Annotated in this window: 20 protein-coding genes; 2 read left to right on the top strand and 18 right to left on the bottom strand. The window is 65.5% G+C overall.

Annotated elements, in window-relative coordinates; all coding sequences use genetic code 11:
- Nucleotides 1-9 precede the first annotated feature (9 nt).
- From ACFFDA_RS06380 to ACFFDA_RS06370, 3 genes are read right to left on the bottom strand one after another with little or no spacing between them, the layout of a single operon-like run.
- The gene (locus ACFFDA_RS06380; protein ID WP_404477100.1) at nucleotides 10-765 is read right to left on the bottom strand and encodes an SDR family NAD(P)-dependent oxidoreductase; all 756 of its coding nucleotides are present in this window, start codon (nucleotides 763-765) and stop codon (nucleotides 10-12) included.
- Nucleotides 758-2,476 (bottom strand): FAD-dependent oxidoreductase, encoded by a 1,719-nt coding sequence (locus ACFFDA_RS06375; protein WP_404477098.1) that lies wholly within the window; start codon nucleotides 2,474-2,476, stop codon nucleotides 758-760. Before ACFFDA_RS06375 ends, ACFFDA_RS06380 begins: the two co-directional genes overlap by 8 nt.
- Nucleotides 2,473-2,883 carry a nuclear transport factor 2 family protein gene (locus ACFFDA_RS06370; RefSeq protein WP_404477097.1) on the bottom strand — a complete coding sequence of 137 codons (411 nt, stop codon included), beginning with the start codon at nucleotides 2,881-2,883 and terminating at the stop codon, nucleotides 2,473-2,475. The genes ACFFDA_RS06375 and ACFFDA_RS06370 overlap by 4 nt, the downstream gene beginning before the upstream one ends.
- A 246-nt stretch (nucleotides 2,884-3,129) precedes the next feature.
- On the opposite strand from ACFFDA_RS06370, the gene ACFFDA_RS06365 reads away from it, so the two are divergent.
- A complete protein-coding gene (locus ACFFDA_RS06365) occupies nucleotides 3,130-3,996 on the top strand; it encodes an NmrA family NAD(P)-binding protein (protein WP_404477095.1) in 867 nt (288 codons plus the stop codon).
- A 31-nt stretch (nucleotides 3,997-4,027) separates the two neighbouring features.
- Here the strand turns inward: ACFFDA_RS06365 and ACFFDA_RS06360 are convergent, their stop codons facing one another.
- The 4 genes from ACFFDA_RS06360 to ACFFDA_RS06345 form a co-directional block, all read right to left on the bottom strand.
- Complete coding sequence (locus ACFFDA_RS06360; RefSeq protein ID WP_404477094.1) at nucleotides 4,028-4,720, bottom strand: EthD domain-containing protein; 693 nt, start codon at nucleotides 4,718-4,720, stop codon at nucleotides 4,028-4,030.
- A 25-nt stretch (nucleotides 4,721-4,745) separates the two neighbouring features.
- The gene (locus tag ACFFDA_RS06355; protein WP_404477093.1) at nucleotides 4,746-5,165 is read right to left on the bottom strand and encodes a nuclear transport factor 2 family protein; all 420 of its coding nucleotides are present in this window, start codon (nucleotides 5,163-5,165) and stop codon (nucleotides 4,746-4,748) included.
- A 17-nt stretch (nucleotides 5,166-5,182) separates the two neighbouring features.
- On the bottom strand, nucleotides 5,183-5,785 hold the full coding sequence (locus ACFFDA_RS06350; RefSeq protein ID WP_404477092.1) for a VOC family protein: 603 nt from the start codon (nucleotides 5,783-5,785) through the stop codon (nucleotides 5,183-5,185).
- Nucleotides 5,786-5,864: 79 nt separating this feature from the next.
- Nucleotides 5,865-6,266, bottom strand: coding sequence for a nuclear transport factor 2 family protein (locus ACFFDA_RS06345; protein ID WP_404477090.1), 402 nt, complete (start codon nucleotides 6,264-6,266; stop codon nucleotides 5,865-5,867).
- A 114-nt stretch (nucleotides 6,267-6,380) separates the two neighbouring features.
- Here ACFFDA_RS06345 and ACFFDA_RS06340 point away from each other — a divergent pair, with 114 nt between their 5' ends.
- Nucleotides 6,381-6,866, top strand: a complete 486-nt coding sequence (locus ACFFDA_RS06340) for a VOC family protein (protein ID WP_404477089.1) — start codon at nucleotides 6,381-6,383, stop codon at nucleotides 6,864-6,866.
- A 55-nt stretch (nucleotides 6,867-6,921) separates the two neighbouring features.
- Here ACFFDA_RS06340 and ACFFDA_RS06335 read toward each other — a convergent pair whose 3' ends face one another.
- From ACFFDA_RS06335 to ACFFDA_RS06285, 11 genes are all read right to left on the bottom strand, one after another.
- Entirely contained in the window at nucleotides 6,922-7,686 is a 765-nt protein-coding gene (locus ACFFDA_RS06335) for a TetR/AcrR family transcriptional regulator (RefSeq protein ID WP_404477087.1), read from the bottom strand.
- 150 nt (nucleotides 7,687-7,836) lie between these two features.
- Complete coding sequence (locus ACFFDA_RS06330) at nucleotides 7,837-8,691, bottom strand: fumarylacetoacetate hydrolase family protein (RefSeq protein WP_404477085.1); 855 nt, start codon at nucleotides 8,689-8,691, stop codon at nucleotides 7,837-7,839.
- A gap of 20 nt (nucleotides 8,692-8,711) precedes the next feature.
- Nucleotides 8,712-9,527, bottom strand: a complete 816-nt coding sequence (locus tag ACFFDA_RS06325) for an SDR family NAD(P)-dependent oxidoreductase (RefSeq protein ID WP_404477083.1) — start codon at nucleotides 9,525-9,527, stop codon at nucleotides 8,712-8,714.
- Nucleotides 9,528-9,553: 26 nt separating this feature from the next.
- Complete coding sequence (locus ACFFDA_RS06320) at nucleotides 9,554-9,901, bottom strand: hypothetical protein (RefSeq protein WP_404477081.1); 348 nt, start codon at nucleotides 9,899-9,901, stop codon at nucleotides 9,554-9,556.
- Nucleotides 9,898-11,163, bottom strand: a complete 1,266-nt coding sequence (locus ACFFDA_RS06315; protein WP_404477080.1) for an aromatic ring-hydroxylating dioxygenase subunit alpha — start codon at nucleotides 11,161-11,163, stop codon at nucleotides 9,898-9,900. Before ACFFDA_RS06315 ends, ACFFDA_RS06320 begins: the two co-directional genes overlap by 4 nt.
- Nucleotides 11,164-11,537: 374 nt before the next feature.
- Entirely contained in the window at nucleotides 11,538-12,416 is an 879-nt protein-coding gene (locus tag ACFFDA_RS06310; protein ID WP_404477078.1) for an SDR family NAD(P)-dependent oxidoreductase, read from the bottom strand.
- Complete coding sequence (locus ACFFDA_RS06305) at nucleotides 12,416-12,970, bottom strand: nuclear transport factor 2 family protein (protein ID WP_404477076.1); 555 nt, start codon at nucleotides 12,968-12,970, stop codon at nucleotides 12,416-12,418. Before ACFFDA_RS06305 ends, ACFFDA_RS06310 begins: the two co-directional genes overlap by 1 nt.
- The gene (locus ACFFDA_RS06300; protein WP_404477075.1) at nucleotides 12,960-13,856 is read right to left on the bottom strand and encodes an SDR family NAD(P)-dependent oxidoreductase; all 897 of its coding nucleotides are present in this window, start codon (nucleotides 13,854-13,856) and stop codon (nucleotides 12,960-12,962) included. The genes ACFFDA_RS06305 and ACFFDA_RS06300 overlap by 11 nt, the downstream gene beginning before the upstream one ends.
- A complete protein-coding gene (locus ACFFDA_RS06295) occupies nucleotides 13,853-14,383 on the bottom strand; it encodes a nuclear transport factor 2 family protein (RefSeq protein ID WP_404477073.1) in 531 nt (176 codons plus the stop codon). The genes ACFFDA_RS06300 and ACFFDA_RS06295 overlap by 4 nt, the downstream gene beginning before the upstream one ends.
- A gap of 111 nt (nucleotides 14,384-14,494) precedes the next feature.
- Nucleotides 14,495-14,722, bottom strand: a complete 228-nt coding sequence (locus tag ACFFDA_RS06290; RefSeq protein ID WP_404477071.1) for a hypothetical protein — start codon at nucleotides 14,720-14,722, stop codon at nucleotides 14,495-14,497.
- A 40-nt stretch (nucleotides 14,723-14,762) separates the two neighbouring features.
- Nucleotides 14,763-17,087, bottom strand: coding sequence for a TonB-dependent receptor (locus ACFFDA_RS06285; protein ID WP_404477069.1), 2,325 nt, complete (start codon nucleotides 17,085-17,087; stop codon nucleotides 14,763-14,765).
- Between the last annotated feature and the right edge of the window lie 204 nt (nucleotides 17,088-17,291).

The following is a 17,291-nucleotide window of genomic DNA, read 5'->3' as shown; positions in this document are numbered from 1 at the left end:
GCCCGCCATTCAGGCGAGGATTTTCCCGAGCGTCTGGACCGTGGTGCCGACGCTCCAGCCGCCATCGACGAACCAGTTCTGGCCGGTCACGTAGCCGGCATCGTCGCTGGCGAGGAAATGCACGGCTGCGGCGATATCCTCGGGCTGCCCCTCGCGGCCGAGCGGCGCCAGCACTTCGAGCGCCCGCGCCAGCGCTTCCCCGTTGATCGCCACCGACAGCGGCGTCGCCACTCCACCCGGGCTCACCGCATTGACGCGGATGCCGAGCGGACCGAACTCGAGCGCCGCGGTCTGCGTGGCCGAAATGATCGCCGCCTTGCTCATCCCGTACTCGCCCCAGCCCGGCGTTCCGCGCGCGCCTGACAGCGAGGCGATGTTCACGATCGCGCCGCCCCGTTCCATGCGCCGCGCCGCCTCGCGCATGCCGACGAGAACGCTGAGCGCATTGATCCCGAAATAGCGCGCGGCGCGTGCCTCGTCGGCGTCGGCCATGTCGTGGACGCCTGCGATCGCGGCGTTGTTGACCAGCACGTCGAGCCGGCCATGGCGCTCCACCGCCTCGTCGAGCAGGGCCGCGACGTGGGCAGGGTCGGACACGTCGGTCCGGCGAAACGCACAGCCCCAGCCCGCCACGTCGGCCGCGCAATCGGCAATGTCCCCGACCAGCACATGCGCGCCCGCCCGGTGCAGCCGCCGCGCGGTGGCCGCGCCGATCCCGGAAGCGGCGCCGGTGACGACGATCGACTTTCCCGTAAGGTCAAACATGGCCGGCTCCTTGCGCTTTCCTGGCGGCCGCGATCTCGCGCGCGGCGACGTAGCCGAAGGTCATCGCCGGCCCCAGACTGGCGCCGCCGCCGGGATACTTGCCACGCATGATGGAATTGTTGTCCAGCCCCGCCGCATAGAGCCCGGGAATCGGGTTGCCGCCTTCCGCCGCCAGGACCCGCGCCCTGGCATCGGTGTCCAGGCCCTGGACCGAGCCCAGATCGCTCGGCCGCACCTCGATCGCGTAGAACGGTCCCTGCCTCAAGGGACGCAGGCTCGGATTGGGACCGTGCGTCGCGTCGCCCATGTAAGCGTCGTAGGCATTGCTCCCGCGGCCGAAGTCGGGATCGGTGCCGGCGGCGGCATGGCGATTGAAGCGCTCGACGGTGTCGGCCAGCGTCACCGGGTCCAGGCCGAGCTGGACTGCCAGTTCAGCTATGGTCCCGGCCTTCTTCGCATAGCCCGAGCGGACCCACTTGTCGGGTCGGAACGGCGTCGGCTTGATCGCGCCCAACCCGTAACGCGCGACCGCCCGGGCATCGGCGATCTGCCAGATTTTGGTCACGCCCTTGTCCAGCGTGACTTCGCCGAAATTCTGGTAGTGGAAGCTCTCGTCCACGAACCGCTTGCCGTTGCGGGCGTCGACCATGATCTGCCCCGGGCAGTGGCGATCGAAGAACAGCGAAGGGAAGAACCCGACGCTGCCATCCTGGCGGGTGTAGCGCGAGGCCGGCACCCAGATTCCGTTGGCGGCGTTGTCGGGATTGAGCCGGCCCCCCACGCTTTCCCCCATGCGAATGCCATCGCCCCGGCTGCCTTCGGGCTGGAGCGACCACCCGGCCGCCGACTGCGCCATCCACTTCTGCCGCATCGCCTCGTCCTGCCCGAAACCGCCCGAGGCCAGCACCGCGCCGCCGCGCACCGCGATCGTCCGCTTCTCACCGCCGTGCTCGAACACGACTCCCGAAACCCTGCCGTCCGCGAACACGAGGTCACGGGCGCGGGCGTTCTCGATCAGGTGCACGCCGGCGTCGCGCGCGGACTTGAACAGCCGGCCGGCCAGGGCATTGCCGTTCGCCATGTGGCGCCCCCTCCGCCCGCGCAACCGGTCGAGGGCATAGCCACCCATGCGCGATACGGTCAGGCGCAAGGATGCCAGCGACCGGTTCCAGCCTTGCATCGCCACTGCCTGTGCCGGACTTACCTGCATCGAGGCGAACAGGCCCATTTCGCGGATCGGCGGGCGGACGCGCTCGAAATCGGCGCCAAGAGCATTGCCGTCGAAGTCCTCCGTCAACAGGCAGCGGCCCTGGCTCCAGCCGGGCAGCGCGGGCGCGTAGTCGGGTATGTCGCTTGGCGAAAGCCGAACCGTCGTGTGCGCTTCCATGAAGCCGAGCATTTCGTTGGCCTTGGCAAGGTAGGTGTCGATCTTCTCCGCATTGAAGAAATTGCCCAGCACCGCCTCCAGGTAGCTGCGGGCCTTCGCATTGTCGTCCGGGATGCCGATCGCGGCCTGGTGGTGATTGGCCGGAATCCACACACAGCCGCCGGAAAAGGCCGTCGTGCCGCCGAACAGCGGGGTCGCCTCCAGCAGCACGACCTCGAGCCCGCTCAGCGCACCGACCGTCGCCGCGGTCATGCCGGCGGCGCCCGAGCCGATGACCACCATGTCGGCACTGGCCGGGATGCCGGGTTGCGCGCTACTGCTCATTGCCCTGCGTCCACCAGCCTGCGACCGACCAGCGCCGTCTCCACCGCGACCGTGTCGAGGTATTCGACGATCTCGACGATCTGCCCGTCGCGAGTGCGCAGGACGAAACAGTAGGGGTCCTGCCGGTATGGACCATGAGGACCGACCCCCTCGACCTTGGCGATCACCACCGCGCGTTCGCCCTCGGCGATGATCTCGTGCACCGCCATCTGCGCAGGCTCCTTGAACGTCGAGAGCATGGGAATCATGTCGGTGAGCAGGCGGTCCTTCGTGAAGCGCTTCGACAGCGGTGTGTCGCCGATGATGGTCCAGGTCGCGTCATCGGCCAACGTTTCGAAACCGCCGGTAAAATCCCCCCCGCAAAGCTTTCCGAAGAATGCCTGCGCGATCTGCCTGCTGTCGGTCATGACCTCTCCTATCGCCTGTCGTTCCCGTCCTCGCGGCAGGAATCTACGGATGTTTCGAACTTCCCATAACTGACCGTTATGTCAACTCACTATCGAAAATTGCTCGGGAATATGCCGCCATATCTACAAACTCCGACGTCCAGTAACGCATTATGCTGTTAATATGGTCAATTATGTTGCGGATGAAATTGAGCTTCGTCATACTCGACATTCGCCAGCCACGGCTGACACGGAGGGAGAGAAACAATGAGTTCACGCACGATCACCGTCTTCGGCGGGACCGGCACCGCAGGCGGTGGCGTCGTCCGCGCCATGCTCGATGCGGGCTGGAACGTCCGCGCCGTCACCCGCGATGCCGCTTCCGACAAGGCGAAGGCGGTGGAAGCGCTGGGCGCGCAAACCATCGTCACCGACATGGAGGATCGCGCGTCCCTGCGCCGGGCGATCGACGGCGCCGACGCGGTGTACCTGTCCGGGGCCTCCCTGCAGGACCGCTGGGACATCGGACAGGCCGTGCAGGGCATCATGGTCGCAGAATCGGCACGCGAGGTAGGCACAAGCCATTTCGTCTACCAGTCGGCCCAGGCGGCAGGGAGCCACGGGGTCCTGTCGGTCGGCTCGAAGCGCGCCATCGAGGAGCGCATCGCCGAACTCCATCTCGAGGCGACGATCCTGCGCCCCGCGTGGTTCATGGACAACTTCCTGCACTACTTCCCGGTGACCGAGAACGAAGGCACGCTCGTCGTGGCGATGGCCCTGCCCACCCAGGTGCCGCTGGCGCTGGTGTGCTCCGACGATATCGGACGGGCCGCAGCCGCCATCGTCGCCGACCCCGAAGGCAGCCGCAACCGGACCTTCGATCTCGTCGCCGACGTTGGCAGCACCGGGCAGATGGCCGCGATCATCGGCGAGATCGTGGGCAAGCCGGCCACGGCGGTCGAAGTTCCCATGGCCGCGATCGAGGAGCATTGGCCTCAGGGCGTCGACCTCTACACATGGCTCGCCCGCAAGCCCGCCGAAAACGACACCACCGATCTCACCCGGCTGGTCGGCACGCCGATCAGGTTCCGGCAGTGGGCCGAGGACAAGCTCGCGCCGGTCCTGCGCGGCTGAATGGCTGCGGGGGCGGCGCGCCCCCGCATAGCTACATGAAGCGCTCGGCGCTCGCGAGGTAGGCGATGGCATCGCCCGGGCGCCGCAGCAGTTCCTCCCAGGCGCCGGGATCGCCCGCGACCCCTTCCTCCATCGCCGTGCGGGTCGGCCAGTAGAGTTCGCGTATGCCGATGCAGAACGCCCCGTCGCGGTGGAGCACCGGCGACGGACGGCAGCGCACATGGCGCAGCGCACCGATCCGGCGGCCGAGCGCCAGGTCTCCGGCATCGTCCCAGGGCTGCGCGCCATCGACGATGACATATTGCAGTAGCTTGATGCTGAGCGGGCGCCGGTCGAGCCGGAACAGCTTGTCGCCGACTTGCGCCCCCGCCTCGTTCCAGTCCGTCCCGGATTGCAGGACCTCCTCCTCGGCAAAGACGAAGCGCAGCTTCTCCATGTCCACGAACAGCGGTTCGTCGGGGATCAGCAGCGCCACATAGTTGGGCTCGGTCGGAAAATCGATCGCGTCCTGCACGCAGTCGAACCAGACTTCGGCGGTCGCCTCGAAATGCGTCTGGCGATCGTCGAGCAGGTCGCAATGGACCTGATGGCTTTGGGTATAGGCCCGCATCGTCGAGATCGTCCGCCCCATCGTTCCGTGCGGATGGCGGTAGTGATCGTGGAACCACTGCGGCGAAACGCCGGGCTTGCGCGGAATCGCGCCGAACATCTTTATCCTGGTCAATCGTCCTCTCCGGCCGGCCGTGGGTTCAAGAAGGCTGGAAGACCGGAAGGATCTTGCGATCCGCGATCTTCCAGCCACCATCTTCGCGCACGCAAAGGTCGACGACGTCGGCGACCGAGCGGACGATCGGCGTCACGTCCGCATCCCCCGTGCGAAACAGCGTCAGCAGCGTGTCGACGCGCGCACGGCCGTCTTCCATCGCGGTGACCAGGGCGTTGGACAGCACGTGCCGGGACGTGACCGCGACTTCCGCCTGCCGGGCGGCCATGGCCGCGGCGATGGCGGGACCCGATATCGTTCCCGGCCGCGGCGCCCCGGGCCCGAAGGTCAGCGCCCCGTCGGCGATGAACGCCTGGGCCGTCTCCGCAGCGCGCCCCTGGTCGATGAGCCAGAAGCTGCGCGTCACCAGCGCGATGAGGTCGAGGTGGTCCTGGATGGACAGCATGGCGCATTCCTTCATCGTCAACGCAGTTTCACGGCTTCGAGGCCGCGCTGGCCGATGTCCGGCCGGCGCTTGAGCACCTCCTCGTCCTCCCCCGCCTCGACCCTGCGAAGCAGGTCCTCGGGATCGAACTCCACGCCGATCGGATTTTCGGCGAAGGCGGGAGAATAGAAGAATGCCGTGGCGTCTTCGATCCGGTCGTAGTTGTCGACCTGCAGTTCGATCTGGTTTCCATCGGGGTCCTGGTAGTACATCGAAGTCGTCGGACCGTGGTTGATTGGGAAGATCGGCTTTATCCCGACATCGCGCAGGCGCTTGTAGGTGGCCATCAGGTCGGACAAGCTGGAATACGTGAAGGCGGCATGGTGGAAGCCGGCCACACCCTCCTGCTGTTCGGCGAGGTCCGGCATGTTGAGGAACGCCACGCGGTGATGTTCCTCGTCATAGGAAAGGAAGGCCAGTATCTCGTTCTGGAAAGCGGCCTCTGCTCCCAGGACCGTCTTGTACCAGTCGATCATCTCCTCGAACCGCGAGGTGCGCAGCACGAAATGCGCAAGGCGCGCGGGCGGTATGGTCTTTGCGGCGCTCGATGCGTCGGGCAATGTGTCCTGGGTCATGGTCATGCTCCCCTCTTGAAGCTGGTTTTCGGCAAGATGTCCGGAATCCGGATCCGCCATTTCAGGTAATTCGGTCAGTTGGATCTCACGCCGCACGCTCTCCGAACACGGCTGACTGCAGCATCATGGTGTCCATGAATTCGACGATCTCGACGATGCGGCCATCGGAAACCTTCATGACGAAGGCGTAATGGGGCTGATCGTAAGGCCCTGTCGGACCTACGCCGCGGCCGCTGCCGAGCAGCACTGCACGGTCGCCCTGGACGATGGGGTCCTCGAACGTGACCACGGGCGGCTCCACGAAATCCGCCAGGAGCGGCACGAGGCGCTCCAGCAGGTCGCGCGGACCGTGGTAGAGACCCGAGGCCGGAGTCGTGCCGATGACCGTATAGAGACCGTCGTCGGCCAGCATGCCGAACGCGTCCGGGAAACGCAGGCCCGCAATATGTTCGCCGAATTCCCGCGCCAGTCGCTCGGTGTCTTTCATGCTATCCTCCAATTGTCTTTATCGTCTTATATTGATCTTTTGGTCAGGAAAGCATAACAAAGCGCCGATGGCAAGAAGGCTGGTTCAATCAGCGGCCGATCGGGAGAGAAAGACATGAAATTCCACCACATGGCGCTCATGGTCAGCAATCTGGAGGAGGCGATCCGTCTCTGGCGGGACGTCATGGGATTCGAACTCGCCGTCGATACCGTAATCCCGGACGGACCCGAGCCCGGCCCCGACACCTTCATGTATCCGGCCCTGCTCGACGATATCTTCAAGGTGAAGGGCGCCCGCTCGCGCATGGCGCTGCTGAGTTCGGCGGACGGTGCCTTCATCGAACTGCAGGAATGCCAGAACCCCGCGATCGAGAAGACCCCGCAGGAAAACCTGCGCTACGGGCATACCGGCATCCACGAACTGGGCCTGCTCGTCGCCGACATCGACGGCTGGTTCGAGAAGGTCAGGGCCGCCGGCTATCGCACGCAGACCGACTACGTCTGGCAGTGCGCCTCGATGGGCCGTTCCTTCCTGTTCTACGACCAGGACGGCAACATGATCCAGATGTGGGAGAACCTCGGCCAGCCCGAATGGGGCTGAACGATACCATTGCCCGGCGGCGACTGGAGCGCGGGACGAACCGGTCCCGCGCCGGTCAGGGCGCGTCGATGAACACGATCTCGTAGAGGAATGCGATGTTGCGCAGGATTTCGGTCTCCGAGAAGACGTCCCTGCCGGTCAGTTCGCGATATTCCGTCGACACCGTGAACGGCGTGCCGCCCGCGCTGATAATCATGTAATAGAGCCGCGCCGGATCGCACTGCCTGACCAAGCCCTGTTCCTGCCCGGCACGGATCAGATCGCGGATCGTGCTGAAATGTTCGCGCAGGTAGTTTTCGATGACCCACTGCAGGCGCGAGGTATCCTGGTTGCTCTCCATGGTCAGGATGCGATGGATCTGCGGTTGACGGGCCGACATTCGAATGAACTGCCCGATGAAGATGCGCAGGCCCGCCGCCGCGCTGCCCTCCGCCTTGTCGAGGTGCTCCTTCATTTCCGCCGAATAGCGCTTCAAGGCATTGTCGATCGTGGCGATCCACAGGTCTTCCTTGGTGTGGAAGTGATAGAGCACCAGCGTGTGGGTCACTTCCGCGCGATCGGCGACGGCGCGGGTGGACGTGCCCTCGAACCCGAAGGCCCCGAAGCACTCCAGCGCCGCTGCGAGGATGCGTTCGCGAACGTCGTCGCCACGCCGGCTGGCCCGCTTGCGAAGCCGTTCCGGCGCCTTCTGGTCGATCGCCACCGGATGCGTCTCGGCGCCGTCCAGGCGTACCGCGATACGGCCGCTCGTCGCGCGCCGCTTGCGCGCTGCCGCCGGCTGGGGCTCGCTCGCTTCGGTGTTCTCGTTCGTCTCGGCCATTCGATTGCTCCGCTGGGCCACTTGCCTGACCAGTGTATCACGCCTTGCAAGCGTGGCAGCCGAGCATGTGCAGCATCCAGAACGTTTTTCAAGCCGACAGCCCTACCGTTTCCCCACCATTAGGTCAGTTCAACGGACATATCGCACATATCAGGGTACGATGCGGTTCTCGATGAAACCGATGCCGGCGATCTCGCAACGCACCACGTCGCCCGGCGCAAGGAAGCGCGGCGGCTGGAGCGCGGCACCGACGCCCTCCGGCGTCCCGGTGGCGAGGATATCTCCCGGCTCCAGCGTGAAAGCGGTCGACAGATGGGCGATCTGGGCGGGAATCGAATGGATGAACTGCTCGGTATTGCTCGATTGGCGGACCTCGTCGTTGACCAGGCATCGCACGTCCAGGATCGCCGGATCGGGAATTTCGTCGGCGGTCACGATCCACGGTCCGATCGGTCCATGGGTATCGAACGACTTGCCCAGGGTGATCGTGGGCGACTGGAACTGCCAGTCGCGGGCCGACACGTCGTTGACGACGAGATATCCGAAGATGTGCGCAGATGCCTCGCCCTCGCCTACGGACTTCGCCGCGGCTCCGATCACGACCCCCAGTTCGACTTCATAGTCGAGTTTCCCGGTCACCCCCTGCGCGACGTCGTCGTAAGGACCGTTGATGCAACTCGTCTGCTTGTTGAACCACATCTGGCCATCGGGAAAGGCAATGCCCAGAGCCCGCGCCTCATCGGCATGGCGGCGGTAGTTCATGCCCAGGCCAAGGAACTTGCGGGGCCTGAGCGGTGCCAGCAGGCGCACCTTGGCAAGCGGGACGGGGTCTCCCTCGCCGGCATCCAGCGCCCGCGCTATGCGCTCCAATGCGCCGGGGCCCGCCTCGATGAGGGCGACCATGTCGCTGAAATCGACGCCGAGGCTGTCCAGAGGGACGACGGTGTCGTCCACCACAACGCCGAGGCGGGCGACCTGCTTGATCTCGAACCGGGCGAGTTTCATGTCCGTTCCTTCCTTGGCGTTCAGGCTGCGACGGGGGCGTCGTAGAAACGCCGGGCATCGGCGTAAGTCGCCAGGTGTGCGGTCGAGCCCCCATCGACGCGGATGACCTGCCCGGTGATGTACCGCGCCTCGTCGGAAGCGAGCCAGGCGACCGCCTGGGCCACGTCCTCGGGCGTGCCGAGATAGCCGGTCAGCGTTGCCTCGGCATTCATCTCGATGAAGGCGGCGGGGATCGATGCGTCCAGCAGCGGCGTGCTTATCATGGACGGAGCCACCGCGTTGCAGCGGATGCCCTGTCGCCCGAATGCCGTCGCAACCTGCTTGGTCAACTGGATGACCGCCGCCTTCGACACGCAATAGGCAGGCATCTTGTAGAATGCCTCTACCCCGTACATCGAGGCGGTGTTGACGATCGCGCCGCCGCCGTGCCTGCGCATGGCGAGGATGGCGTGACGGCACCCGTGCATGGTGCCGCGCACGGTGCCGGCGAAGATCTGGTCCCAGATATCGTTCGAGATCTCGAGGATGTCGGTGTCCTGCGCGATCGCCTCGGGCGAGGTGAACGCGGCATTGTTGTGCATGATGTCGAGCCGGCCGTAGCTTTCGACCATGGCGCCGACGGCGGACCGGAAGTCTTCCTCCACGGTGATGTCGAGCCGCAGCGGTCGCGCCACGCCGCCTGCATCCGCGATTTCTTCGGCCACGAGCTTCGCCCCGGCATCGTTGATGTCCGCGATGCCGACGCTGGCGCCTTCGGAGGCGAGCCGCATCGCCGTTGCCCGGCCCAGCCCCGAAGCACCACCGGTGACGATCGCCACCTTGTCCTTGAAACGCATATTCCTGCTCTCCCTTGTGTCGCGGTTCAGCCCAGCAGGGCAAGTCCGCGCACGATTTCGATCGAATTGGGCCACGGTGTCCCCGGCGCGCGCGGCTGGCGATGGATTTCCACCGCGATGTGCGCCTGCGCCAACCCCAGGACCAGGGCCAGGAGATTGCGCGCCTGTTCGGGCAGGTCGTCCAGCGGGAAGCCGTCGATGTAGCCGAGCGCTTCCTCCGCCCGCGCGGTCATGGCATCGTAGAACTGGCCGATCTCGTCCATCGAGCGTTCGCACCGGGCGGCCAGCCGCTCCTGCGTGGTATGGCGCCCCCAGCTATCGAGGAAGGGCTCGAGTTCCCCGAAGCCATCGGGCAATCTTGCACCCGCACTCACAACAGCGCTTCCGCCACGCTGTCGGCATCCACCCACTTGAGCAGTTGTTCGACGGAATGGCGGATACCCACCTCGCTGTCCTGCAACTGCATGTGGTCCTTGCCGCTGCTGTCGATGCCGCGCTGGGTGCGCGCGACGTTGGCGAGGTCCTCCAGCACGACCTCGATCACCCGGGCGACATAGAGTTCCTGCTGCAGGCGCTGGCGCGCATTCAACGCGTCGGGCACGTAGAAACGGACCTCGTAGCGCGACGTATTGGGTGTGAGCGGCCAGAACTGGTGAACCCAGAAGCCGCCCGGCCCGAAGTCGATCTGGGTATTGGGAAAGAGGTTGTTCACGTCCATCGACCAGCAGTCCACCCCGGTCGGATTGACTGCCGGATGCTGCAGGAAACTGTCCATCTGGGTACTGGTCCCGGCAGCGATGAGACTGCCGGTATCGCCCGAGGCATAGGCCAGCATCTCGACCTTGTTCGCCGGATCGAGCGGCATCTTCGGGTTGCCGTACATCGATACGGTGCGGTGCGGGCCGAAGACGCGGGCATCCAGAAGACGCGCGAACCGGTTCTCGTTCGACGAGAAGGTCTCGGCGATGGTCCGCTTGTGGATGGCCGGGATATGGTAGCTTTCGATGAAGGCGTCCTGGACCACCTTCCAGTTCGCGTCGAGGTCTGCCTTCAGGACGATCGGCTTGTCCGCGGCGACGTAAGGCACGCCGGCGAGACGGTCCGCGAAATCGCCGAGGAATGCGCGCAGGCCGACTTCCGGCTCGGCCTGGAGATTGACGAAAATCCATCCTTCCCAGGTGTCCACCGCCATGGGCGTGAGGCCGCAGCGCTTCCTGTCCACCGCGAAGAAGCTGGATTCGTCCGGGATCGACAGCAGTTCTCCGTCCGCGGCGTAAGTCCAGTTGTGGTAGGGACAGACGATGCGCCGGGCATTGCCGGTCGGTCCGTCCACCACCTGCGAGCCACGATGCGAACAGGTGTTGTAGAACGCACGAACCTTGCCGTCCTTGCCTCTATTCAGAACCGTGGACACGCCGCCCGGAAGCAGTTCGGCCACGAAGTAGTCGCCGTAGGCGGCGATCTCCTCCTCCCGCCCGACCAGGAGCCAAGCCCGCTCGAACACGCGGGCACGTTCGCGTTCGAAGAATTCGGCGGAACGGTACGGCGCCAGCGGAACCGGCTCGGTGCCCAGTCCGCAACTCTGGGTGAACGCGGTCTTGCCCGCGAACGGCTTGTCGGACGTAGCGATGTTCATGTTCCAATCCTCTCCAATCGGAACTGCGGGGCCGGCGCGTACCTTTGCAGTCGCCGCGAATCATTTATTGACCGTTTGGTAAACTTAAAGATGGGCGGCAGGTTGTCAATCGCTCCGCTGCGCCCGCACGGCGCGTGTCGACGCGGGCTGCCGGCAGCCCGATTTCCAGGATGTGTCCGGATGGCGTGGCCTTCGCTAACGAGCGGCCGATTTCGCCCGATATCGCGGCGCAATGCGGGACCGGCCATGCCCCCTCTTGGCAGGACCGGTCCCTAGAGCCGACCCATGACGGCGGGCCGATCAGCCCGGCGTCGGCGCGACCCAGCCTGCGTCCGGCGGCGTGACGGCCGCGACGTGGCAGACCCGGCTTTGGCTTATCGCCTGCTCCACGTCGTATCTCCGGCGCCCCAAAGCGGCACGCCGCGGCTTTCGCGCAGCGAAGGAACGACGCGCCCATCCTTGTCGGTGACGCCGTATTCCGCCGCGAGTTCGGCGTTGATGAACGTCCCGCCGGACTTGTCGGCAACCGCCGGGTCCATCGCCAGCGCCGCCACCACCCGTCCGGGAAATTCGGGCGAGGACCCTGCCGCGCTGTTGAGCTGGCCGGCCATGCCCGGAACCGTCTTCAGGTTCTCGATCGCGCGTTCGGTGTAAGTGAAGCCCTGCCACAACGACACCGCACTCACGCCCGTGCCTCGCAACTCGTGCCCCATGTCCCGCATCATCCGGTCGGTGGCGGTCTTGGTGGTGCCGAAGACGACGTCGTAGGTATACGTGACGCCCACGTAGCCGGAAAGCGCGGCGATCAGGCCCGAGCCCTGGGGCACCATGATCCGGGCCCCATGCCACGCGGCGACGTAGGCCGCACGCAGGCCGCTGTCCCAGATGCTCCATTCCTCGGCCAGCGGCTTTTCCCAGAAGCCCGTCCGCTGCGTCATCGATTCAGGAATGGTCATGGCGTTGTTCACCAGAATGTCGAGACGCCCCTCGTCCCGCGCGACCCGCTCGAAAGCCGCCGCGATCTGGGCATCGTCGAACAGGTCCAGCGCGACCGCCACGCCCCTGCCGCCCCGCGCCTCGACTTCCGCGACCGTCTCTTCCAGCGAACCCGGCAATGCATGACTACCGGCGCCGACAGTGCGGCCGGTCACGTAGACGGTCGCGCCTTGCTCCGCGAGCGCGCAGGCGATGCCCTTGCCGATGCCCCGCGTAGCGCCCGTGACGAGGGCGACCTTCCCCGAAAGCCGGCCCATCACGCCTTGCCCGGATCGGCAGGCGCGCGCCGGTTCACGAGCGGGCGCTGGTACGACGGGTCGTGCATGCTGCGCGAGGAGACCCCGTTGAGCGCGATGTCGGGCACGTCGGCGAAGGGGATCGGCATCGGCGGAGGCAGGCAGCCCCACTCGATCACGTTGGTCCTCAGCGCGATCCGCCACTCGCCATCGCGCCGCTCCAGCCGGTCGACGTAGCGTCCCCCGGCGATCCACAGGCTCTCGTCCCGGTTGCGGCCGACAAACTGGTAATAGGTCTCCGCGTGCGCGGCGTCCCCGTCGAGGTCGATGTTCGACTGCAGCAGGGCGTGGTGGGTGACCACCTGCCCCGCCTCGTGCATCGGAATCGCCCAATCCCAGCAATCCGCCGCGCTGCCCACGAACGGCCCGGCAGCCATCTCGGCGTCGTCCCAGAAGGCGGACAGGTATATACCTCTATCGAAGCGATCCATCCCGCGCGAGAAGCGTTCGAGCGCCTCGCGTATCTCGTGTTTGTCGAGCATCGCGTCGATGCGGGCTTCCCGGTCACTTGCCACGGTAGTCGACCTCCGCAATCGGTTGCCAGATCGGCGATCCCCGGCTTGCCCGCGCCGAGGCGATCGTGCTGCCATCGATGTCGGTGATGCCGTATTCCTGCGCCAGTTCGGCGGTGACGTACTCGGCGCCCGAACGCTTCATCACGTCCGGGTCAGCCGCCAGCGCGGCGATCACCCGGCCGGGATGCTCGACGCTGCTGCCCTGCATCGAGGTGATCGACGTGGTCATCTTGTCGCCCATCTTCGCAAGGTTGTCCTTCGCCTTTTCGGTGAGCGTAAGCCCCTGCCACAGCGTCAGCGAGGCGACGCCGTGCGGTTCGAGTTCAATCGCCATGTCGCGCGCCATGCGGTCGACCGCCGACTTTGACGTGCCGAAGATCACGCCATAGGTATACGTCACCGCTGCGAAGCCGGAGATGGCGACGATCAGGCCGGACTTCTGCGGGGCCATGATCTTCGCGGCGTGCCAGGCGGCGACGTAGTTCGATTTCACGCCCACGTCCCACATCTCCAGGTTGGAGAGCGGCTTTTCCCAGAAACCCTTCGCTTCGAGCAGGTCGTCCGACAGCGTAAAGGCGTTGTTCACGAGGATGTCGAGCCGCCCCGCCTCGCCAGCGATACGCGCGAACAGGGTCTCCACGGCGGCATCGTCGCCATGGTCGCAGGCGACCGCCACGCCGCGCCCGCCGCTGTCGCGCCCACGCTCGTCGCACTCGGCTGCCGTGCTGCCGATGGTCCCGGGGAGGTAGTAATCGCCCTCCTTGACGGTGCGCCCGGTCACGTAGACGGTCGCGCCCTGCTCGGCGAGGACCAGCGCGATGCCCTTGCCTATGCCACGGCTGGCGCCAGTGACGAGCGCCACCTTGCCGGCAAGCGGCGCGCTCACTTCGCCGTCTCCGCGAACCAGGCCTCGCTGAAGTCCCCCTTGGCACGGCCGGGGAAATGCTCGGCGGTGAACGGATAGCCCATCACTCCCCTGGACCAGTCGGCCGCCGCGCCCCAGTCCTGCTCCCAGTCGTAGAGCATCACCCGGTCGGCGATGCGCCAGTCTTCTGCGCGCCGTTCGAACGTGTCGAGGTAGCGCCCGCCGATGCAGGTATCGCGGTCGCCCTCGCCTATGTCGACGCGGTGATAGGAGAAGACGTGCGTTTCGGCCTTGGCAGCGTCGCCGGCCAGTTCGACGTGGGTCTGGCCGATCAGGTGCTGGGTGTCCTTGATTGCGTCCGCTCCGGGCACGACCCAGGCGAGATAAGTCTCGAAATCGCCATTGTGGACGCCGTAATCGAAACGTGCTTCGGGCCACCAGCACGAACGGATCAGCTCGGCGCTGCGCCTGTCCTCGCCGCGCGCAAGGCGCGCCACGCAGGACCGGATGGCCTCGCGGTCAAGCATCTCGCGTAAAATCTGTTCCATCGTGCCTCTCCGCAATCCGCCTTTCTCGAGGGCGGCTTCCTCAGGGTCTAACCGAAACTTCCATTTGCGATTTGACGAATGTGGACAAAATTCCGGCCGTCGGGATAATCGTCACTGCGGCACCCTCACCGGCGCCCGGTCGGGGCCAAAGCCTTCCGGTAGCCAGGCGGGCGGACGCTTTTCCATGAAAGCACGCATACCTTCGCGCGGCTCGTCGGAATGCTGAAACGACCACGACATGGTCTGGTAATCTCTCGCGCCGTACTGTTCGTTGAGCATGAGCACGTCGCCGGGGTCATGGCATTGCGTGCATGGGGCCGTTTCGATCCGCTGCGCCAAGGTCGTATCCGCTCATTCCTCTACCCGTGCAGGCTGGCCGTCACCGGAACTTCACGCCAACTTCCACGCCGTACGTCACCGGAGAGTTCCACACCGATCCCGTCCCCAGCGTGTTGAACAGGACCTGGGTGCGATAGCGCCGGTTGGTGACGTTGTCGCCGAAGGCCGCGATCGTCAGCCTGTCGCCGGCATCGGTCCATTGTGCGCGCAGGCTGAGCACTTCGTAGCCCTTCTGGCGGAACTGCTGCTCCGGGTCGAAGTAGAAGCTGGACGTGTAGTACAGGTTGCCCGAGAGCAGCAGCCTGCCTCCGCCCGCGTCGAGCCCGTAGCTGGCACCGATATTGCCGGTGAATTCGGGCGCGCGCTGCATTTTGTAGCCCGACGCGTCGGTCGATGCCTGGACGATGCCGCCGGCGCTCTGCGTGCCCGAATAGGCGCAGTTCATCGGGTTGGTGAAATCCGTGACCGCTGGATCGCAGTATCCGTAGAACGGCGCATTGGGGAACGACTTGTACCGCGCATGCGTCCAGGCGACGCCCCCGTTGATGTTGAAATCGCGGCTCACCGCATAGCGAAGCTGCGCTTCCAGCCCGTAGATTTCCGAGGACGCCGCATTGCGAATCTGCGCCGCACCGTCCTGATAGCTCGACACCTGCAGGTTCTTGTAATCATAGTAGAAGCCTGCGAGGTCCACTTGCAGCGTCCGGTTGTCGAACTTGTAGCCGACCTCGAAGGCGTTGATCTTCTCGGGCTTGACGGGCTGCTGGGAATAGCCGCCAACGTTGAGGATACCCGCCTTGTAGCCTCGCGTGAACGAGGCGTAGGCGCTCGATTCCTCGCTCGGCTTGTATCGCAGCACGACGCGCGGCGTGAAGCTGTCGTTCTTGAGCGTGTTGACCGCGATGCGGTCGCCGGCATTGCCCGTGAACGGCACGTTCTCGCCGTTGGGGCCCGTATAGCCCGTCAGCGGCGTGGTGAAGTTGGCGGTGAAGTTGGCATCCCCGACCACGTCGTGGCTATAGCGACCGCCCAGCGTGACGAAGAACCGGTCGTTCACCTCATACGTCGCATCGAGGAACGCGGCGTAGGAGGTGGTCTTCGTGCTGGACCCGCCGAACGGCGAGAACGGAGCCCCGCCGAAGGCCGCGCCGATGGTCCAGGTATCGCGGATCTGGAAGTAGTTGAGCCCCGCGGTCCACTGAAGCCTGCCGCCCGGCTTGGAATTCAGCAGGAACTCCTGGCTCCAGGTCTCGTCGTCGACGCCGACGTAGATGTTGAAGATCGGAATCGCGGTCGCGTCCAGGTCGCCGTAGTAGGGCGAAAGGTCCTTGCGGTACTGGGTGTAGCTGGTCAGATCGGCGAAACCGAGGTCGGCGGTGATCGTCCCTTGCAGCGCATCCGAATTGGTGCGGAAGCTGAGCGGCTTGTTGAGCAGCACCTCGCCCGGCCGCGTGGCATAGGCGGATGCGGGCGTGCCGTAGCTGACCAGCGCCAGACCCTGCGAACTCGACGTGCCGTAGATCGCGCGGCCTGCGGCCGAGACCTTGTCGAAGAAACCCGCCTCGCCGCTCTTGTCGATATAGGCATTGACCAACTGCGTGGTGGGGTCGTCGGTTTCCGCGTGGACCCAGCGCAGCAGCACCGAGACGTCGTCGGTCAGTTCCGCCTTCAGGCCGACGCGCAGCGACCAGTTCTCGTATTCGCCGACCTTGTCGTCATCGTTGCCAAGGTCGGTGATGAAGCCATCGCCGCGGCGATAGAGCCCCTCGATGTCCAGCGCCACCCGGTCGCTGATGCCGTAGGTCGCGTAGGCCTGCGCCTTGAGCGAATGGAAGCGCCCGTAGCTGACCCTGGCCTGCATGCCGGTGTCGGTGCTGGGCTCGGCGGTGGTGACGATGATCGCACCCCCGGTCGTGTTGCGGCCGAACAGCGTGCCTTGCGGTCCCTTGAGCACCTGGATGCTGCTCACGTTGAGCAGGTCGAAATCCGACATGTAGGTGTTGGCCTGGAAAAAGCCGTCGACGTAAATGCCCACGTTGGGGCCCCCGCCCGAGGTCGTGATCGCCGTGCCGACGCCGCGGATCGTCGGCTGCACGGCCGGACCCTGGGAATCGAAGCGCAGTCCGGGCGTCAACTTGGCTGTATCCGAAAGCTGGCGCACGTTGGCGGTGGCAAGCTGGTCCTGCCCCAATGTCGTCACGCTGATGGGCACGTCGCGCGAGGCTTCCTCGCGGCGCTGTGCAGTGACGATGATTTCGCTGACCACATCGCCCGCGCCGGTTTGCTGCGCCATCGCCGGCGTGGCCGAAAGGGCGGCAGCGACGGCGAGCAACGATACGGCGGCCTTCGTTACGGGTTCAATCATCGTTTCCCTCCCGACGGACCATGCCGGTCCGTGAATACTGAGCGCGGAGGGTGCGTGGATCGTGGTTCGCCCGCGCCCTTCCTGTCACAGGCCGTCACCTGCCGCAGTTTTCCGGGCCTGACTTGACGGATGTGGTCAAACGAGGCAGCCAATGTCCCGGCCACGAGCGCTTAACGGGCGAAAAATCGCCGATTGCAGTGCATT

This window comes from Novosphingobium sp. BL-52-GroH (assembly GCF_044813085.1).
GTDB lineage: Bacteria > Pseudomonadota > Alphaproteobacteria > Sphingomonadales > Sphingomonadaceae > Novosphingobium.
This window is presented reverse-complemented; position numbering and strand designations above follow the sequence as displayed.